Source organism: Amycolatopsis sp. N2S4-7 (assembly GCF_058119595.1).
The window spans coordinates 7,016,071-7,034,285 of sequence record NZ_CP172299.1 but is presented as its reverse complement, the minus strand read 5'-3'; the positions used below and the strand labels follow the sequence as shown (position 1 = coordinate 7,034,285).

At 71.3% G+C, this 18,215-nt stretch carries 16 protein-coding genes; 3 read left to right on the top strand and 13 right to left on the bottom strand.

Features of this window, described 5'->3' with window-relative positions; all coding sequences use genetic code 11:
* Window positions 1–45: 45 nt before the first annotated feature.
* From ACH54P_RS33345 to ACH54P_RS33315, 7 genes are all read right to left on the bottom strand, one after another.
* Window positions 46–2,793, bottom strand: a complete 2,748-nt coding sequence (locus ACH54P_RS33345) for an AfsR/SARP family transcriptional regulator (RefSeq protein ID WP_489907274.1) — start codon at window positions 2,791–2,793, stop codon at window positions 46–48.
* Between the two features lie 552 nt (window positions 2,794–3,345).
* Window positions 3,346–4,248: an ectoine hydroxylase gene (gene thpD, locus ACH54P_RS33340; protein WP_489907273.1), complete on the bottom strand. Its 903-nt coding sequence runs from the start codon at window positions 4,246–4,248 to the stop codon at window positions 3,346–3,348.
* 31 nt (window positions 4,249–4,279) lie between these two features.
* Window positions 4,280–4,672 (bottom strand): ectoine synthase, encoded by a 393-nt coding sequence (locus tag ACH54P_RS33335; protein ID WP_003071625.1) that lies wholly within the window; start codon window positions 4,670–4,672, stop codon window positions 4,280–4,282.
* A gap of 11 nt (window positions 4,673–4,683) precedes the next feature.
* Window positions 4,684–5,937 (bottom strand): diaminobutyrate--2-oxoglutarate transaminase, encoded by a 1,254-nt coding sequence (gene ectB / locus ACH54P_RS33330; protein ID WP_489907272.1) that lies wholly within the window; start codon window positions 5,935–5,937, stop codon window positions 4,684–4,686.
* A 15-nt stretch (window positions 5,938–5,952) separates the two neighbouring features.
* A complete protein-coding gene (gene ectA, locus ACH54P_RS33325; protein WP_489916776.1) occupies window positions 5,953–6,507 on the bottom strand; it encodes a diaminobutyrate acetyltransferase in 555 nt (184 codons plus the stop codon).
* A 182-nt stretch (window positions 6,508–6,689) separates the two neighbouring features.
* Window positions 6,690–9,854, bottom strand: a complete 3,165-nt coding sequence (locus ACH54P_RS33320; RefSeq protein ID WP_489907271.1) for a patatin-like protein — start codon at window positions 9,852–9,854, stop codon at window positions 6,690–6,692.
* Between the two features lie 103 nt (window positions 9,855–9,957).
* Window positions 9,958–10,944 carry a zinc-dependent alcohol dehydrogenase family protein gene (locus tag ACH54P_RS33315; protein WP_489907270.1) on the bottom strand — a complete coding sequence of 329 codons (987 nt, stop codon included), beginning with the start codon at window positions 10,942–10,944 and terminating at the stop codon, window positions 9,958–9,960.
* Window positions 10,945–11,059: 115 nt separating this feature from the next.
* Between ACH54P_RS33315 and ACH54P_RS33310 the strand changes: the two genes are divergently transcribed.
* Complete coding sequence (locus tag ACH54P_RS33310; protein ID WP_489907269.1) at window positions 11,060–11,425, top strand: winged helix-turn-helix transcriptional regulator; 366 nt, start codon at window positions 11,060–11,062, stop codon at window positions 11,423–11,425.
* Here ACH54P_RS33310 and ACH54P_RS33305 read toward each other — a convergent pair.
* Entirely contained in the window at window positions 11,422–12,657 is a 1,236-nt protein-coding gene (locus tag ACH54P_RS33305) for a DUF445 domain-containing protein (protein WP_489907268.1), read from the bottom strand. The genes ACH54P_RS33310 and ACH54P_RS33305 overlap by 4 nt on opposite strands.
* A complete protein-coding gene (locus ACH54P_RS33300) occupies window positions 12,658–13,464 on the bottom strand; it encodes an Abi-alpha family protein (protein WP_489907267.1) in 807 nt (268 codons plus the stop codon).
* Between the two features lie 83 nt (window positions 13,465–13,547).
* Between ACH54P_RS33300 and ACH54P_RS33295 the strand changes: the two genes are divergently transcribed.
* A complete protein-coding gene (locus ACH54P_RS33295; protein WP_489907266.1) occupies window positions 13,548–14,369 on the top strand; it encodes a maleylpyruvate isomerase family mycothiol-dependent enzyme in 822 nt (273 codons plus the stop codon).
* A 3-nt stretch (window positions 14,370–14,372) separates the two neighbouring features.
* Here the strand turns inward: ACH54P_RS33295 and ACH54P_RS33290 are convergent, their stop codons facing one another.
* Genes ACH54P_RS33290 through ACH54P_RS33275 form a run of 4 tightly spaced genes read right to left on the bottom strand, consistent with a single transcriptional unit; the run spans window position 14,373 to window position 17,627 of the window.
* A complete protein-coding gene (locus ACH54P_RS33290; protein ID WP_489907265.1) occupies window positions 14,373–14,834 on the bottom strand; it encodes a LapA family protein in 462 nt (153 codons plus the stop codon).
* 46 nt (window positions 14,835–14,880) lie between these two features.
* Window positions 14,881–16,020: a dipeptidase gene (locus ACH54P_RS33285; RefSeq protein WP_489907264.1), complete on the bottom strand. Its 1,140-nt coding sequence runs from the start codon at window positions 16,018–16,020 to the stop codon at window positions 14,881–14,883.
* A 42-nt stretch (window positions 16,021–16,062) separates the two neighbouring features.
* Window positions 16,063–16,665 (bottom strand): alpha/beta hydrolase, encoded by a 603-nt coding sequence (locus tag ACH54P_RS33280; RefSeq protein ID WP_489907263.1) that lies wholly within the window; start codon window positions 16,663–16,665, stop codon window positions 16,063–16,065.
* The gene (locus tag ACH54P_RS33275) at window positions 16,662–17,627 is read right to left on the bottom strand and encodes a ring-cleaving dioxygenase (RefSeq protein WP_489907262.1); all 966 of its coding nucleotides are present in this window, start codon (window positions 17,625–17,627) and stop codon (window positions 16,662–16,664) included. The genes ACH54P_RS33280 and ACH54P_RS33275 overlap by 4 nt, the downstream gene beginning before the upstream one ends.
* Window positions 17,628–17,712: 85 nt before the next feature.
* Between ACH54P_RS33275 and ACH54P_RS33270 the strand changes: the two genes are divergently transcribed.
* Entirely contained in the window at window positions 17,713–18,171 is a 459-nt protein-coding gene (locus ACH54P_RS33270; RefSeq protein WP_489907261.1) for a MarR family winged helix-turn-helix transcriptional regulator, read from the top strand.
* Window positions 18,172–18,215: the final 44 nt, after the last annotated feature.

Sequence of the window (18,215 nt, the reverse complement as noted above, 5' to 3'; positions counted from 1 at the left end):
GTGCCGACACCGATCTGTCGCAGCCGGAATCGGGCGGCGAAAAGCTCACTCCAGTTCGGCGAGTTCGGTGCGGACCTCACCGACGAGCTTCGGGTGCACCCGCTCGTAAATGCGCACGGACAACGCGAGTTGTTCGCGCGCGCCGTCGATGTCGCCCTTGGCCCGCAGGACCCGGCCCAGGGTCAGCCGCAGCGCGCCCTCCCTGGCGACGAACTCGCGGCTGATCGCGAGGTCGATCGCCTCCCAGACGTACCGCTCGGCCGCCGCGTGGTCCCCGGCCCGGAGGCTGAGCTCGGCCAGCTTGTCGAGCGAGACGACGACCTGGTCGTCGTCGCCCAGTTCGCGGTCGATCCGGAGCCCGGCGAGCTGGTGGGCGATCGCGTCGGTCAGCCGTCCCGCCCGCTTCTCCGCCTGCGCGCAGCTGCTGAGCGCCTGCCCGCGCAGGGTGACGTCGCCGGCCTCCGCCACCGCCTTGGTCAGCCGCTCGATGGCCTTCTCGTGCGCGCCGAGCCGGCTCAGCGCGCGGCCGAGGTGCAGGTCGGCCGACGTGACCAGCCGCCCGTCGGCGAGCCCGGCGGACAGCTCCGCCGCCTGTTCGGCGTCGGCGAAGCCGAAGCCGGGCAGCTCGAAGGCCAGCGCGATCTCGCACCGCGCGAGCAGCAGCCAGCACTGCCCCGGCACGTCCTCGGCGGCTTCCGCGGCGGCGACCCCGAGGTCGGCCATGCGCGTCCACTCGTCCAGCAGCGGGCAGGCGACGCGGTAGGTGTGCCCGAGCCGGGCCAGCCGCCAGACCTCGTCGTGGCGGCCCGCGGCGTACGCGGCGTCGAGGACCGCGAGGAGGTTCGGCCACTCGGCGGCGAACCACTCCCGCGCCTCGGCCGCGCTCGACAGCGGCGGCATCGCCTCGTCGGCGAGCACACCGGTGAAGTCGAGCGGGTCGGCGACGCGGCCCAGCCGGCGCCGCGCGCGGTCGACCACCGCCTGGTAGTAGCGGACCGTCCAGCCGAGCGCTTCGTCGCGCTCCTTGTCGCCGAGCTCCTGTTCGGCGAGTTCACGCAGGTAGAGCCAGACGAGGTCGTGCGGGACGAAGACGTCCCGGGCGGTCTCCTCGATGAGGTTGTGCGCCGCCAGCGCGCGCAGCCGCCGGCGGGCCTCGGTCACCGGGATCTGCGCGACCGCGGCCATCAGGTGCGGCCCGACCATCACCCCGGGCACCGCGCCGAGCTGCAGGAACGTCTCGGCGACCTCGCCGGGCAGACCGCGGAAGGAGACGTCGAACGCCGCCCGCACGCCGTCGTCGGCGCCGTCGACCTGCAGCCCCGCCAGCCGGGTGCGCTCGTTGCCGAGCTCGTCGACCAGCTCCTCCGCGGTGCGCTGCGGGCCGGCCGAGAGCCGGGCGCCGGCGATCCGCAGCGCGAGCGGGAGGTAGCCGCAGAGCCGCGCGAGGGTGTGGTTGTGGCCCGCCGGGCCGGCGAGCTCCTCGATGAGCCGCACGGCGTCGTCGGGCGCGAGCGTGCCGAGCACCCGCTGCTTGGCCGCGTTCGACACGGCGAGCCCGTCGAGGCGCGACCGGCTGGTCACCACCGTCATCGTCCGCGCGCTCGGCGGCAGCAGCGGGCGCACCTGCTCGGCGGTGCGGGCGTCGTCGAGGAGCACGAGCATCCGCCGTCCGGCGATCAGGGACCGGTACAGCGCGACGCGCTCGTGCAGCAGCTCCGGGATCTTCTCGGTCTCGACGCCGAGACCGAGCAGGAACTGCGTGAGCAGCTCGGCCGGCTCCAGCGGCGGGTGGTGCGGGTCGAAGCCGCGCAGGGACGCGAACAGGACGCCGTCCGGGAACCGCGGCGCGACCCGGTGCGCCCACCACACGACGAGCGTGCTCTTGCCGACCCCGGCGGTGCCGGTGACCACGGCGATCGTGTTCTCCCCGGCCTCGGCGCGGGTGACCAGGCCGTCGAGCCAGGCCAGCTCGTCGGCGCGCCCGGCCAGGCTCGGCACCGCGGCGGGCAGCTGCGAGATCGCCTTGGCCGGTTCGGCGGCGGTGGCCGGGGCGACGACGTCCCGCGCCGGGAGGTTGTCGTTGAGCACCCGCTCGTGCAGCCAGCGCAGTTCGGCGCCGGGCTCGACGCCCAGGGTGCGGAGGGTGGCGCGCGAGACCGTCCGGTACAGCTCGAGCGCGTCCCCGCGGCGCCCGGCGTGGTAGAGCGCCCGCATCAGCTGGCCCGCGGTCCGCTCGGCCAGCGGATCGGCCCGGACGATCGGGCTCAGCTCGACGATCAGCTCGGCGTGCCGGCCGAGCTCGAGGTCGGCGTCGACGCGGGCGCCGTGCACGGCGAGGCGGAGGTCCTCCAGTTCGGGGGCCTGCAGCGAATCGGGCACCCCGCCCAGCGCCGGGCCCTGCCACAGGGCGAGCGCCTCGGCCAGCAGCGCGGCCGCGACCTCCGGGGTGGCGACCGACGCGCGGTCCAGCAGGGTGCGCGCCCGGTGGACGTCGATGCGGTCCGGGTCGACCTCCAGCCGGTAGCCCGGCGGGGTGGTCAGGATGCTCGGGCCGTCGATCTCCCGGAGGATCCGCCGCAGGTGGGAGACGTTGCCGTGGACGATGGTGCGGGCCGTCGCGGGCGGGTCGTGCCCCCACAGGGCGTCGATGATCTCGTCGAGCCCGACGACCTTGCCCGGCTTGAGCGCCAGCAGCGCGAGCAGGCCCCGGACCCCGGGACCGCCGATCGGGACGGGCTGGTCGCCGTCGAAGAGCTGGACGGGCCCGAGCAGCTGGAACCGGGTTTCGGCCATGCTCGCGCCCACCTCCCCGGATTCTCGGTCTGCCGGCGTCGCCCCCGCCGGAAAAATCAACCTACCGTGATCGCCCCTTGACGAATACCACCCCGCCGGGCACGGCGCAGGCCCGGAACAAGGAGGTTTCGTCGCTCTGCGAATTCCGCAGCCGGGGTGCTCGTGCCCTGCGATGTCCTCCGGAGGACCGGAACGGACGACTCGCGCACCCAGCCGGACGACACGGCGTGCACCGCGTGTCGTCCATCCGGGTACGCGTGTCGTCCACCGGGGTACGCGTGTCGTCCACGGGGTATGCCCGGACATGACACGACCCCGTACCACCGGTCCCGATCCGGTGGTACGGGGTCGTGCTGAAACTCCGGCCGGGCCGCCAGGGGGCGCGGTCCGCCCGCCGTCGCCGTGAGCGACCGGGCGGGTGTGCTCACCCCGAGCGAAGCACCCGCCGCCGGTCGTCCGCGAAGACGTCTGTTGCGCGGGCCACACGCCCGCGCGGTGGCGACACGGTAACAAAGCGCGTCGGACCGGTCACCGGCGGGCCGGGGATGTGGCTCAGCGCGAGATCGGCGTCGAGTCGCGGCCGGCGATGAACGCCGGTCGCGGCGTGCTCGCCGCGTACGGCTCTTCCAGGGCGTTCTCCACGCTGTTGAACACCAGGAAGATGTTCGAGCGCGGGTACGGGGTGATGTTGTTCCCGGAGCCGTGCATGATGTTCGAGTCGAACCACAGCGCCGAGCCGGCCTGGCCGGTGAACTGGTCGATGCCGTACTCGGCCGCCATCTTCGTGATGTCGTCCTCGCTCGGCACGCCCACCCGCTGGTCCTTGAGCGAGCTCTTGTAGTTGTCGTCCGGCGTCTCGCCGGCGCACTGGACGAACGTCCGGTGCGAACCCGGCATGATCATCAGGCCGCCGTTGTAGGGGAAGTTGTCCGTCAGCGCGATGGAGCAGCTGACCGCGCGCGGGGCCGGCATGCCGTCCTCCGCGTGCCAGGTTTCGAAGTCCGAGTGCCAGTAGAACCCGGTGCCCTTGAACCCGGGCATGTAGTTGACGCGGCTCTGGTGGATGTACACCTCGGAGCCGAGCAGCTGCCGGGCCCGGTCCAGCACGCGCGGGTCGCGCACCAGTTCGGCGATCAGGTCCGAGATCTCGTGGACGTCGAAGATCGACCGGACCTCACCGGTCTTCGCCTCGGTGATCACGCGCTCGTCCTCGGCCAGCTCCTCGTCGGAGGACAGCCGCACCAGCTCCTGCCAGTACGTCTGGACCTCGCCGACGGACAGCATGTCCTCGACCACGGTGTAGCCGCGGGCGTCGTGGTTCGCGAGCGTGGCGGCGTCGATCGGGCCGTCGGCTTCGGTACCCCACACGGTGGGGTGCACGCGCGGCAGGTGGGCCGGCGTACCGGTGATCCGGGTCGGGTAACGGTCGTCGACCCGGGTGTCCATCAGCGTCACGGACTTCGCCTCCTGTGTTCCTCTCCGGTTCTTACGCGTCCTCGGTGATCAGCGGGTACACGCCGTTCTCGTCGTGCACCTCGCGGCCGGTCACCGGCGGGTTGAACACGCACACGCACTTGATCTCGGTCTTCGGCCGGACCTGGTGCTTGTCGTGGTCGTTGAGCAGGTAGAGCGTGCCGGGCTTGAGCTCGTACACCTTGCCGGTGGCGAGGTCTTCGATCTCACCCTCGCCCGAGGTGATGAAGACCGCCTCGATGTGGTTGGCGTACCAGAAGTCGTTGACCGTCCCCGCGTACAGCGTGGTCTCGTGCACCGAGAAGCCGACGCCCTCCTTGGCCAGGATAATCCTCTTGCTGCGCCAGTTCTCGGTCTTGATGTCGGCGTCGGTGTCGGTGATCTCGTCGAGCGTGCGGACGAGCACGTCGTACTCCCTTACTTCGTCAGGACGGCCTTGACGGACTCGTCGATGATGGACAGGCCCTGCGTCAGCTCGTCGTCGGTCAGGGTCAGCGGCGGCAGCAGCTTCATGACTTCGCCGTCGGGGCCCGAGGTTTCCATCAGCAGGCCGCGCGCGAACGCTTCGGCGCAGATCCGGCCGGCCAGGTCACCGTCGGCGAACTCGATGCCGCGCGCCAGGCCGCGGCCCTTGGCGATCAGGTTCGCCTCCGGGTAGGCCTCGACGATGCCCGAGAACGCGGCGGCGATGCGCTCGCCCTTCGCCTTGGTCGACTTCTCGAGCTCGTCGTCGCTCCAGTAGGCGTCGATCGCCTCGGTGGCGGTGACGAACGCGGGGCTGATGCCGCGGAAGGTGCCGTTGTGCTCGCCGGGTTCCCAGACGTCGAGCTCCGGCTTGATCAGCGTCAGCGCCATCGGGAGGCCGTAGCCGCTGATGGACTTGGACAGGCAGACGATGTCCGGCGTGATCCCGGCGTCCTCGAAGCTGAAGAACGGGCCGGTGCGGCCGCAGCCCATCTGGACGTCGTCGAGGATCAGCAGGATGTTGTGGCGCTTGCAGAGGTTGTCGAGCCCCTTCAGCCACTCCAGGCGCGCGGCGTTGATGCCGCCTTCGCCCTGGACGCCTTCGACGATCACCGCGGCCGGCTCGTTGAGCCCGCTGCCGGAGTCTTCGAGGAGCTTCTCGAAGTAGAGGAAGTCCGGCATCGCGCCGTCGAAGTACTTGTCGTACGGCATCGGGGTGGCGTGCACCAGCGGAACGCCGGCGCCGCCGCGCTTCATCGAGTTGCCGGTGACCGACAACGCGCCCAGCGTCATGCCGTGGAAGGCGTTGGTGAAGTTGATGACCGACTCCTTGCCGGTCACCTTGCGCGCCAGCTTCAGCGCCGCTTCGACGGCGTTCGCGCCGCCCGGCCCGGGGAACACGACCTTGTAGCCGAGCCCGCGCGGGTCGAGGACCTTGTCGCGGAACGTCTGCAGGAAGTCCCGCTTGGCCACGGTGAACATGTCGAGCGCGTGGGTGACGCCGTCGCGCTGGAGGTAGTCGATCAGGGCCTGCTTCAACTTCGGGTTGTTGTGCCCGTAGTTCAGCGCGCCGGCCCCGGCGAAGAAGTCGAGATAGGGCTTTCCGCTCTCGTCGTAGAGCCAGCTGCCCTGCGCGCGGTCGAAGACGACCGGCCAGCCGCGGCTGTAGCTGCGGACTTCGGATTCGAGCTCTTCGAAGATGCTCATGTGGTTTCTTTTCTCCTACTCGCCCGGATCTGTGCGTGCTGTCAGCGGACCGATGCGGTAAAGCTCTTCCGGCAAGTGCCCGGCTTCGGGGAAATCGTCCCCGCCGAACAGCACACTGGTTTCCACGGCGGCGTTCCACCGCTTCGCGAACGACGTGAACAGCCGGATGGACGCCTCGTTGTCCGGGGTGATGGTGGTCTCGAGGTAACGCACCCCCTCGCCGACCAGGCGCGTGTACAGCGCGTCGAGCAGGGCTCCGGCCAGGCCTTTTCCACGTTGCGACGCGTCGACCGCGACCTGCCAGACGAGCGCCGCACCGGGCTCGTCCGGTCTGCGGTAGGCGATGACGAATCCGACCGCCCTGCCGTCCTCGCGCGCGACCACCGAAGACCCGGCGAAATCGCGGCACCACAACATGTATGCGTACGGCGAGTTGAGATCGAGCTTGGCGGAATCACGCGCGATTCGCCACAGCTCCGCGCCGTCCGCCTTGGTCGGGGATTCGATCAAGTGCGTTACGGACATACTCAGGAAACGTAACAGAGAATTTTCCGCTCGCCAGCGACGCAGCTCACGACCCCCGCAATGACCTGCGACGACGCGGAGTACCCGGTGAGCAGTCCCACAAACATGTTTGAAGTGGACGATCCTTGGGCACACGCGGGCCTGGGTCGCGCACCCGTGGCTCGCGACCTACTCGAACCATGAACCCAAAGCCCGGTGATCGCAAGGCGACGGGCCGGAACCCTCGCTCACGGTGAGCGTTCGGTGGCCGGTTCCGGGACGGCCACCGTGGTGGTGGTCGCCAGGACGACCGGCTCGGTCGGCCGCACCTTCTTCGCCGGTTTCCCGCCCGGCCGCGCCGCCGCCTGCCGGCCACCGCCCCGCCGGCCACCGGCCCGCCGGTCGCCGGGGCGGAGCCGCCGCCACAACGCACCCAGCGGCGGTACCACCCACGGCAGCAGGAGGACGGCCACGAAGGCGACCCACCAGGCCGGCGCGTCACCGCGGCCCCAGCCGGCGACCACGGAGCCCAGCCAGCCGAAGAAGGGGTGCGCGAGCACCGGCAGGAACGGCGCCAGCACCAGGCCGAGCACGGTGAACAGGCCGAGCAGGTAGAGCAGGACCAGCGGGGACTTCTTCGCCATCAGCAGCACGTTGACGACGACGAAGACCACCCCGCCGGCCAGCACGGGCAGGCCCACGAGCCCCACGACCGTGTTGTCGTTGCCGCCCAGCAGCAGGCCCGCGACCAGGGCCAGCACCGCGGCCACGATGGTTCCCGGCGTCTTCAGCGCCATCGCGCCCCGGGTGATCCGCCAGGTGCTGCGGGCCGTGGCGCGCACGGCGGTGACCATCGACCTCGCGGCCTTCGGCGTCGACGACGGCACGGTCGCGGCCGCCGCGTTGACCCCGGCCGCCGCCAGCTTGATCACGGTCTTGACCAGCAGCGGGGTGCCGCGCTCGGCCGAGATCCGTTCGGCGGAGACGCGGCACGCCTGGAAGACCTGCTGCGTCCGGTTGTCGCCGTCCAGCGGGAGCACCGGATCTCCGGTCTGCGGGTCGGGCTCGGCCAGGGCGCGGAAGGCCGCCGACTGCTTGCCGCTCGCCTTCGCCTCGACGACGTCGGCGGCCGCGTGGCGGCACACGACCGGTAGCTCGGCCCGGGCGATCTCCAGCTGGCGCGCCCTGGCGAGGACGAGCGCGGTCACCGGCATGCTCTCCGGCACCTCGGCGGAGTATTCGGCCGGGTTCAGCTGCCCGTCGAGCCCGAGGAAGCCCAGTTCCTCGTCGAGCTGGGCGGTCAGCTCGACGACGTCCGGTTCGCTGAGGTTGTCCGCCACGCGCGGCGGGCACCAGACCTTCCCGAAGACGTCCTTCACCTGCGCGCGGAACGCGTCCCGGCCGGCGAGGTCGGCGAGGTTCCGCAGCCGGACCGGGTCGAGGAGGACCTGCATGAGCCAGCCCGCCCCGTCGATCCGGCCCCACATCCAGTCGTTCGCGCGCCAGGAAGCCTTGTAGAAGGCACCGAAGTAGCCCGCCTGCATGCCGGTCAGCTTGTCCCACGAGCGCCGCCGGCCCATGTCGAGCAACGTCCGCGAGTCGGCGCTCACCTGCACGAGATCGGCTCGCTGGTCGACGGAGGGTGCCTCCGCCAGCAGCCCGCGACCGGCGACGTGCAGCGCGAGCAGCCGCGCCCGCACGACCTCGTCGCCGGCGTCGCCTTCGAGCGCGAGCCAGTCCAGCAGCGTCTTGACGACGTCGTTTTCGCCGGGTCGCGCCTCGACCCGGCGCCGCAAGGCGGGTGCCGCGGTCCGGAGCGCGTCGACGACGGAGGTCCAGGCGTCGGCGAGGCCCTCCGTCTCGCCGAGCGCCGCCCACTGCGTGGCCAGGTCCTCGACCCACGTCTCGAGGGGCCGGTCCGGCTCCGGATCCTGCGCCGGGACCCACTCGTCCAGCTTCGTCCTCCGCGCGGCCGCCACCCGCGCCCGGTGCAGCGCCGATCTGGAGCGGTTGAGGACGGCCGCGTCGGCCGCGTCCGGGCCGAGGTGGAACGCCGCGTTGATCAGCTGGAGTCCGGTGGCGACGGCGTCGGCGAGGGCCGAAGTGCGGTAGGGCAGGAGCGCCTCGAGGGACATCCGGGTGCCCGGCGGGCCGGCGCCGATCCCGCTCGCCAGCCCCTTGGCCGCCGTCTCGCGCAAGGACGCCGACATCCCCGTGGACCACCTCAGTTCCCGTCTGTCCACATGGCACTGGGCGTACCGGCAGGCGGCGAGCTCGGCCAGCTCGGCCGCGTCCTCGGCCGTCCGCCGCTCGAGGTAGGCGCGGAAGAGCCGGTTGTCGATCAGCTGCTCCGCGTCCCGCAGCCCGAGCCCGGCCAGGATGACCCGGGTGTCCCTGGCCCGCACGACACCGGCGTTGTGCCGGGAAAGCTCCTCGAGCTCGGAACTGATGGACTGGCTCATCACCGCGGTGACGACCTTGCCCATCGTGTTGGTGAGCATCGGGAAGTCCTTCGGGTCACACGGTTTCGCGGCAGCCTCGTGCTCACCGGTCGGCACGACGTACAGCAGCAGCCGCCGGACGTCGGCGGCGGCGGGCCGCGCGAAGATCTCCTCCAGGGCCGGGCGGAGCGGCTTGTTGAGCAGCACCCCGCCGTCGGTGACCCAGTGCGAGCGGTCGAGCTCGGTGTACGGCCGCATGTCCGGGTGCTTGTCGTCGGCGTCCCCGCGCCCGATCGGCACCCGGGACAGCTCGAACGCACCGGGGTAGGACGCGGTGGACCGGGCGGCGAGGGCGAGCGGCCCGAGCACGTCCTTCGACCGCCACTGCCTGCCGTGGAACCGGAAGAGCATGCGGTGCTCGGTGTCGCGCACCAGGTTGCCCAGCGCGTCTTGGTACCGGGTGCACTCGCCGTCGATCATGGTTCCGGTGAGCAGCACGGTCAGGTCGGGCGCGTCCGCCACGGGCCGCCGGCTGTTCGCCACGATCCGGTCGAGCGCGCCGCGGACGCCGTCGAGCAGGACGCGGTCGCCGTCGAGCAGCGACCGCGGCTCGGGCTCGGCGGGGTCGCGGGTCAGGTTGTCCAGCGAGCCCGTCGAGATCCAGGTGTCGCGCAGCACCTCCGGGCTGGAGTCGCACGCCTCCGCGAGCCCGAGGCAGGCGGCGTTGATGCCGCCGGCACTCGTCCCGGTCAGGACGTCGACCGAGACGTCCGCCCGGAGCAGGCCGGTCAGCCGGCGGTAGACACCGGCGGGTGCGCTGCCGCGCGACTCGCCGAGCAGCTGGGACGTCTCGGTCGCGACGCCACCCATCCAGACCGCGAGGCTGGCCCCGCCGACCATGGTCATCGCGAGCCGGATCTCCTGCCGGGGCAGGGTGTCCTCGGCGGTCCCGGGTTCCTCTGTCTCAGCCATGGGCTCCCCCGCCCGTCGACGTCGCTGACGCACAGTAGAGGCGCGAGGTGAGCGGCTGGATACGCGCGGGTGTGCGGCCTTTCGGGTGGACTTCCCCGCCCGGTCAGCCGCCCACGGTCACCACCACCTTGCCGAACTGGCCGTTCGCCTCGAGGTAGCGGTGCGCCTCCGCGACGTCGGTGAGGTCGAACGTCCGGTCCACGCGCGGCCGGAAGGTGCCCGCGCGCACGCCGGCGCGGACGAAGTGTTCCGCCCGCGCCAGGCGTCCGGCGTCGAGCGTCAGGTCGAACGCGTTGAACAGCCGCATGGTCGGCACGAACCACAGCGGGAACGGCGTCTCCTTCGTGTCGAGCGCGCCGTACACGACGAGCGTGCCGCCCTTGGCCGTGGCTTCGGCCAGCTTGCGGACGCCTTCTCCGGCCACCGCGTCGAAGACGAACTCCGCGCCCCGGCCGCCGGTGATCTCCAGCGTGCGCTCGGCGATGTCTTCGTCGCCGGTGACGATCACGTGCGCCGCGCCCGCGTCCAGCAGCCGCTGCTTCTTCGCCGCGGTGCGCGTCGCGGCGATCGGGATCGCACCGATGTGGTTGGCGACGTCGATCGCCGCCAGCCCGACGCTGCTCGACGCGGCCGTGATCAGCACGAAGTCACCCGGCCGCACCTGCCCTTCGTCGACGAGCGCGCCGTACGCGGTGAGGAACGGCCCCCACAGAGCTACGGTTTCGGTGGCGTCGAGCCCTTCCGGGCGCCGGAGCACGGCGGCCGCCGGCACGATCGCCGCCTCACCGTAGACGCCGTAGGCCCGCATCGAGAAGCCCGCGACGGTGCTGACCGCGTCCCCGACGGCGAACCCGGTGACACCGTCGCCGAGGGCTTCGACGATCCCGGACGCCGAGTAGCCGAGCTTCGCGGGGAACTCGTCGGGGCGCTCGAAGTAGATCCCGGCGCGGAACATGGCCTCGGCCCGGTTGAGCCCGATCGCCTCCACCCGCAGCCGCAGTTCGCCCGGCCCCGGGTCGCCGAGGTCGACGTCCACGAGCTCCAGCACTTCCGGTCCGCCTTCGGCCGCGAACCGCACTGTCTTCGTCATTTGTGGTTCCTTTCCGGTGCTTGCCGGAATCGATCGTGGACCAGTGGCGTTTCCGCTGGAAGACGGCACTTTCCTGGTACGACGGCACACGCCTGTTACGAACGAGGTCACGACGATGGACAACGGCGAAACCCCTCCGGCCGAGATGTGCTCCCTGCGCGAGGTCCTGGACCTGGTGGGCGACAAGTGGGCGATCCGGGTCCTGGTCCGGCTCAGCGACGGACCCCGGCGCTTCAGCGAACTGGAGCGCGCCCTCGACGGCGTCTCGCGGCGGATGCTGTCCCTGACGCTGCGCGGCCTGGAGCGCAACGGCTTGGTGACGCGGAAGGTCTACCCGGAGGTCCCGCCCCGGGTGGAGTACACGATGACGCCGCACGCGGCGGAGCTGGACGAGCCCCTGCACGCACTGTCGGCGTGGGCGGCCAAGCACCGCGCGAAGGTGGGCGAAGCGCGGCGCGCCTACGACGTCGCCAACGCCTAGACCGCCAGGTGCTCCAGCACCAGCACCTGAGCCTCACCGACCGCGAACCCCAGCGCCGCGCCCGTGGCGATCAGGATCCATTCGTCCTGCTCGAAAGCCGGGCGCAGCAGCCGCTCGAACTCCTTCGGCGACAGCTGCTTCATCTTCGACACCAGCACGTTGCGGATGTCCATCGCGTCCGTCGCGTAGTCCTCGATGTACCGCATCGTCTCCGGCAGGCGCGACATGATCTGGGACGAGATCGCCAGCTTCATGTCCTGGTACTTGCGGCTCCCGACCGCGAACACCAGCACCGGCTTCACCCGGCGGCCGAGCTCCGCGTCGAGCTGGCGCTGGATCAGGGCCAGCACCCGGTCCGACAGCGGCCCGTGGAGGATCGCCTCGATGACGTTGTGCGGGGTGATGATCTCCTTGGCGATCAGCGAGCCGTACGCCTCCGCGACCTCCGCGCGCCGCTTCAGGAACAGGCCCTGCCAGGTGACGCCGAAGTACTTGCGGGGCTCGATCGGGTAGAAGATCATGCGCAGCGCGAGCCAGTCGGTGAACCAGCCGGTGAAGAGACCGAAGACCGGCATGATCGGCGGGAACTTGAACAGCACCCACGCCACCATCTGGACCACGCCGATCGCGCCGCCGAACACCAGGCCCGAGCGGGCGATGAACTTGAACTCCTTGGCGCCCGCCTCCTGGAAGATCCGGTTCAGCAGCCGCTTGTCCTTGACCAGGCTGGTGACCACCATGCCCTTGAGGTCGAACACACTGTCCACATCGGACTTGATCAGGTCGAGCACGGCGGCGACCATCCGCGGCGACTCGTGCTGGACGCGCTGGATCACCAGCCGCTGGACGCCGTCCGGCAGCGACTCCCACAGCCCCGGCTGGTAGTGCCCGGCGACCTCGCGCACGATGTCCTCGACGCCCGCCAGCAGCGGTTTCTCGATTTCCTTGGCGATGCGGGACGCGTCGAGCCGCGCCACCACCTCGGCCGGCTTGATCAGCTGCTCGGTCATCGTGTCGCAGGCGATGCTCGCCATCCGCGCGGCGCGCTTCGGCACGATGCCCTGCCAGCCGAAGAACGGCCGGACGCCGATGAACTCGACCGGCTGGAACATCATCCGGATCGCGACGAGCTTGGTGCCGTAGCCGATCAGCGCGGCGACGACCGGGATCGAGACGTAGAGGGGCCAGTGCTGCGCGAAGTCGGCGACGATGCCGCTGAGGAAGGCCCCCATCTAGCCGAAGCTGCGAGGTTGAAAAGCGGGGTCGCAGGCCTGCCAGAACTGCGCGCCGAGGCGCGAGATGTGGATCGTCCGCCTGATGTACTTCGCGCGTCTGACGTGCTTCTCCGCGTCACGCACGGTCTCGTCGGTCAGCAGGATCTCGTACTGGGTCTCCAGCGCCGGCACCTCTTCGTCGAGGTCGACGAGCCCGAGCCCGATCAGCCGCGTGACGTAGCCGGGCACCTGGTCGGGCAGCGACACCCCGGCCGCCTTGCCGACCGTCGAGGCGTTGCGCAGCGCTACGCGGCCGTTGCCGCCGAGGCCGGTCCGCTCGACGACGTCGAGCGCGGGGAACGGCGAGCCGTCGGACAGCGCGGACAGGATGCGCGCCTCGTCGGGGGTCAGCTGGCGCAGGATGATCGCGTAGAAGTACTCGCGGGCCCGCTCGCGGCCGAAGCCGATGGAGTGGTTGAGCAGCTCGGCCATCGCGGCCCGCAGCGGCTCGGCGTGGTTGTCGCGCGCGGGCACGAGCGTCACGGAGGCTTCGACGGATCCGGGCACCGCGGGGCGGTTCATCGCGGACGCCGCGGTCAGCGCCGCGTGGTACGGGTCGTCGACCTCTTCGAGCCGCCGTCGCAGCTCGGTCAGCAGCTGCCGCTCGACCTGCCGCACGCCGCGCTCGGCGGTCTCGACGCCGGGGAGCTTGCGGGTGAACGCGAACCCGGTGCGCGCGGCCCAGCCCGCCAGCTGCCCCGCGCGCCGCGCCAGGTCGGCCACCTCGTCGCCGGTGCCCCGGCCGTTCGGTCGCTCTGCGTTCACGGGCCCGCTCCCCTCTGCTTACGGGGCTGATGCTACCTGCGGGTAGGCCGAATGGAGGTGTGACTTGCGTGTTGGATGGCGCCATGAGTCCGACGCGCTGGGGCCCGCCGATCGACGTCCTCCCGTACTTCTCCAAGGAGGAGCAGGCGCTGATGACGCTGCTCGGCGCGCTGACCGACGAGGACTGGACGCGGCCGACGATGTGCGACGGCTGGTCGGTGAAGGACGTCGCCGCCCACCTGCTCGGGGCCAAGGTCGGCCGGCTGTCCCGCGGCCGCGACGGGCACGCCGCGGAAGCCCCCCGTCCGGGTGAGGCCTTCCCGCGGTTCATCGACCGGATCAACGAGGAGTGGGTCGTCGCGTGCCGCCGTCTCTCGACGGACGTGCTGCTCACGATGCTGTACGAGTTCATGGGCCAGACGACCGAGTACTGGGCGAAGCTGGACCTCGACGTCCTCGGCGAGCCCGTGACGTGGGCCGGTGCCGAGCCCGCGCCGCGCTGGCTGGACGCGGCCCGCGACTATTCGGAGTTCTGGGTGCACCACGTCCAGATCCGCGAGGCCCTGGAGCACACGCCGCTGGAGGCGGAGTACGCCGAGCCGATCGCCGACACGTTCGTCCGCGCGTTGCCGCACGCCCTGCGCGACGTCGACGCGCGTGTCGGCAAGCAGGTCGGCTACGCGGTGACCGGCGCCGGCAAGTGGTACGCCCGCCGCGAGCGCGACGGCTGGACGCTCGACCGCGGTGCCCCGCCGTCACGCACGCCGCTGGCCACCGTGACGACGGACCTGGACACGTTCTGGCGGCTCTGCACGAGGAACCCCGCCGACCTCGGCCGCGTCCGGACGACCGGGGACGAAAACGTTTGCGTGCAGGTACTGGCGATGACCTCGATCATCGTCTAGGCGTCAGCGGCGGCGGGCCTGCTTCCGCAGCTGCAGGATCCGGGCCCCGCCGATCAGCGCGACCAGCACCGCGCCGCCGATGGCCGAGAACAGCATGGCGATGGCCAGCGGCAGGCTGCCTTCGGCGCCGAAGAAGTGCACCGTCGCGGGGTCGAGGTTCTGCAGGATGAAGACCAGCAGCACCACCAGCACGACCAGCCCGGCGATGACCGCGACCCAGGTGCCGCTGATCCGCGTCGGCCGGGCCTTCTTGGTGGCGGCGGGCCTGCTCGGTGCCGGGCGCACCGGCGCGACCTCCTCGGCGCCGGGCCGGACGTCACCCGCCCGCAGCTCGGCGGGCTCGAGGGCGCCCTCGGGCACCTCGATCCCGGCCGGCTCGTGGCGGCCGGGGCCGCCGCTTCCGGGCAGGTCGTGGTTTCCGGGGCCGGTGGGGCGGTCAGCCGCGCCCCCGCGCGCGTGCGTCATGTACCCAGTGTCCGCCTGGCACGCGGGGAGCGCTGCGTCAAACCCCCTAACGGGCGAAACCGTCCACCTCTCGGAGCACGCGGAGCGTGTTCTTCCCGGCCAGCTTCGCGCAGTCTTCCTCACTCCACCCGCGCTCGAGCAGGGCGGCGAACAGCACCGGGTACTTGGACGTGTCCTCCAGGCCCTCGGGCAGCGAGCCGACGCCGTCGTAGTCGCCGCCGAGGCCGATGTGGTCGATCCCGGCGACCTCGCGGGCGTGCTCGATGTGCGCGACGACGTCGTCGATGCCGGCCTTCGGCTTGGCCGGGCCGTCCCAGTTCTTGACGAACTCCCCGCGCTGGGTCAGGTTCCGGTAGTCCTGGCCCGCCTCCGCCATGGCGGCCTTGAGCTGCTCGTCCCAGGCGGCGACCTTCGGCGAGACGAACGCGGGCACGAAGGTGGTCATCGCGACGCCGCCGTTGCCGGGCAGCATCGCCAGGACGTCGTCGGGGATGTTGCGCGGGTGGTCGTTCACCGCGAGGCACGAGGAGTGGCTGAAGATCACCGGGACCGAGCTGACCTCGATCGCCGCCCGCATCGTCGACGGCGCGACGTGCGACAGGTCGACCATCATCCCGATCTTGTTCATCTCGCGGACGACGTCGCGGCCGAACTCGGTGAGCCCGCCGTGGGCCGGCTCGTCGGTGCCCGAGTCGGCCCAGGTGGTGTTGAAGTTGTGCGTCAGCGTCATGTAGCGGACGCCGAGGCGGCGCAGGATCCGCAGCACGCCGAGCGACTCGGCGATGCTGTGCCCGCCTTCCGCGCCGAGCAGCGACGCGATCCGGCCGTCGGCGAACGCGGCCTCGGCCTCGTCCGCCGTGTCGACCAGCCGGAGCCGGTCGGGGTAGCGCTCGGCCAGCTGGTAGACGACCTCGATCTGTTCCAGCACGGCGGTCACGGCGCTGTGGCCCTCGAACTCACAGGGCACGTACACCGACCAGAACTGCATGCCGAGCTTCCCGTCGGCGAGCTTCGGGAAGTCAGTGTGCAGGGCCGGCTGCCGGACGGTCAGGTCGAGCGACGCGGCCGCCTCGACCGGGTTCGGGCCGCCGTGCTGCCGCAGCTCCCACGGCAGGTCGTTGTGCCCGTCGGCGAGGATGGCCGTGTCCAGCAGTTTGACAGCACGCTGTAGTGCCTCGTTGGTCATCGCCCGATCGTAGGGCGAGCCGGTATACGGTCCGTACAAAAGCTAGGGCTTGATCCACTTGGCCGCCGCGCGGACACCGTCCACAGTGATCTGATGGCCGCCGGGGTGGCGCTGCGTGACGACGTCGGCACCGCGCTCACGCAGCAACCGGATCAGCTCCTCTGTGGACGCCAGTGGCGCCATCGGGTCGCGTTCGCCGTTGGCCAGGAAGACCCGGGAACCGCTGAGGTCGTTCGAAGGCGGCTCCGGGACCGGCGACATCGCCGCGAACAACGCCGCTTCGCGCACGACCTCCGGCCGCAGCAGCGCCGCCGCGGCCGCGATGTTGGCGCCGTTCGAGAAACCCACGGCCACCAGCCGCCGGTCGCCGAGCCCGTACTTCTCCCGGGCTTCGAGCACGAAGTCCGCCAGCTGGTTCGCGCGCTTCACGACGTCTTCGTGGTCGAACACGCCCTCGGCCAGCCGCCGGAACCAGCGCGCCGCGCCGTACTCCGACACCGGCCCGGCCGGGGCCAGCACGGCGGAGTCCGGGCTCAGCTCGCGGGCCAGGCCGAGCAGGTCGTCCGGGCCGCCGCCGGTGCCGTGCAGCAGGAGCAGCACCGGCGCGTCCGGCGCCCCTTCGACGTACTTGTGCTCCAGCGTCATGACAGCTCCGGGTTGTTCTCGGCGGGGAGGTTCAGCTTCGGCAACAGGTGCTGGATCTCGTCGCGGCGCGGTTCCAGCCACGGCGGCAGCTTGAGCGCGCGGCCCAGCTCCAGCAGCGGCTCGTCGATGGCAAAGCCCGGCTCGTCGGTCGCGACCTCGAGGAGCGTGCCGCCCGGCTCGCGGAAGTAGATCGACCGGAAGTACTGGCGGTCCAAAATGGACGTCACGTGCACGCCCTTGTCCACGAGCTCCTCGCGCCACGCCTTCTGCGTCTCCTCGTCCGGCGCGCGCCAGGCGACGTGGTGCACGGTTCCCGCGGCGACCAGCCCGCGCGGCGCGTCCGGCGTCACGAGGACGTCGACCAGCGCACCGGGCCCACCCTCGCCGGCGGCGAAGCGCAGGCGGTTGCTGTCCTGGTGGGCGAAGGTGAGGCCGAGGCCGTCGGTGAGCATGCCGGCGGTGGCGTCCTCCTTCGCGACCGAGAGCGTCACCGAGTGCAGGCCGCGGATCGCGTGCTCGGCGGGGACGAGCTCGGTGTCCCACGGGTCGCGCGGGTCGCCCTGCGGGTGCGCGACGAGCGCGAGCTTGAGGCCGTCGGGGTCGCGGAAGGTGAGCGTGTCCTCGCCGTCGGCGTTGCGGACCTCGCCGGTCTCGACCTTCTGGGCGGCCAGGTGCTGCTTCCACCAGCCGATCGAGGACTCCGGGACGGAGAACGACGTGGTCGTCGCCTGCCCGGTGCCGTGCCGGCCGCTCGGCGCGTCGGGCCACGGGAAGAAGGTCATCAGCGAGCCCGGCTTGCCGGAGCTGTCGCCGTAGTAGAGGTGGTAGGTGCCCGGATCGTCGAAGTTCACGGTGGTCTTCACCAGCCGCAGCCCGAGGGTCCGGAGGTAGAAGTCGGCGTTGCGCTGCGGGTCGCCGCCGATCGCGGTGACGTGGTGCAGGCCGGACGTCTTGATCGACATGGTTGCCTCCTGGGAGTCAAGGTAACCCCGATAACCTCTCGCGCGCAAGATATATTCCGGCGAGCTTTTGCGGTAGGCTGGTCGCGTGATCCCCGATCCGAAGACCGACGACGACGAGATCGTCACCTGGTGGGGCCTGGTCATCGAGGGTTACCTGGCCACCCAGGACAAGCTGATGGGCGAGATCGCCGAGCGCTTCGGGCTCGCGCCCGCGTCGTTCGACATCCTGGTGCGGCTGGTCCGCTCGCCCGAGCACCGGATGCCGATGACCCGGCTGGCGACGGAGGCCGCGCTGTCCAGCGGCGGCTTCACGAAGGTGGCCGACCGCCTGGTGGCGGCGGACCTGATCTGCCGGATCCCGAGCCCCGACGACCGCCGCGTCACGTTCGCGTCCCTGACCGACCACGGCCTGGAGGTGGCGAACAAGGCCCGCGCGGCGGCCGCCGACATCCTGCGCCGGATCGTCCTGACCCCGCTGGGTGACGACGCGGCGGCACTGGCCGAAGCGATGCGGACACTCCGCGCGTTCAACGCCGATCGTTGAAAAAGTCGAGGTCAGCGCGGTGCGGTTCGCGGCGCACCATGAGA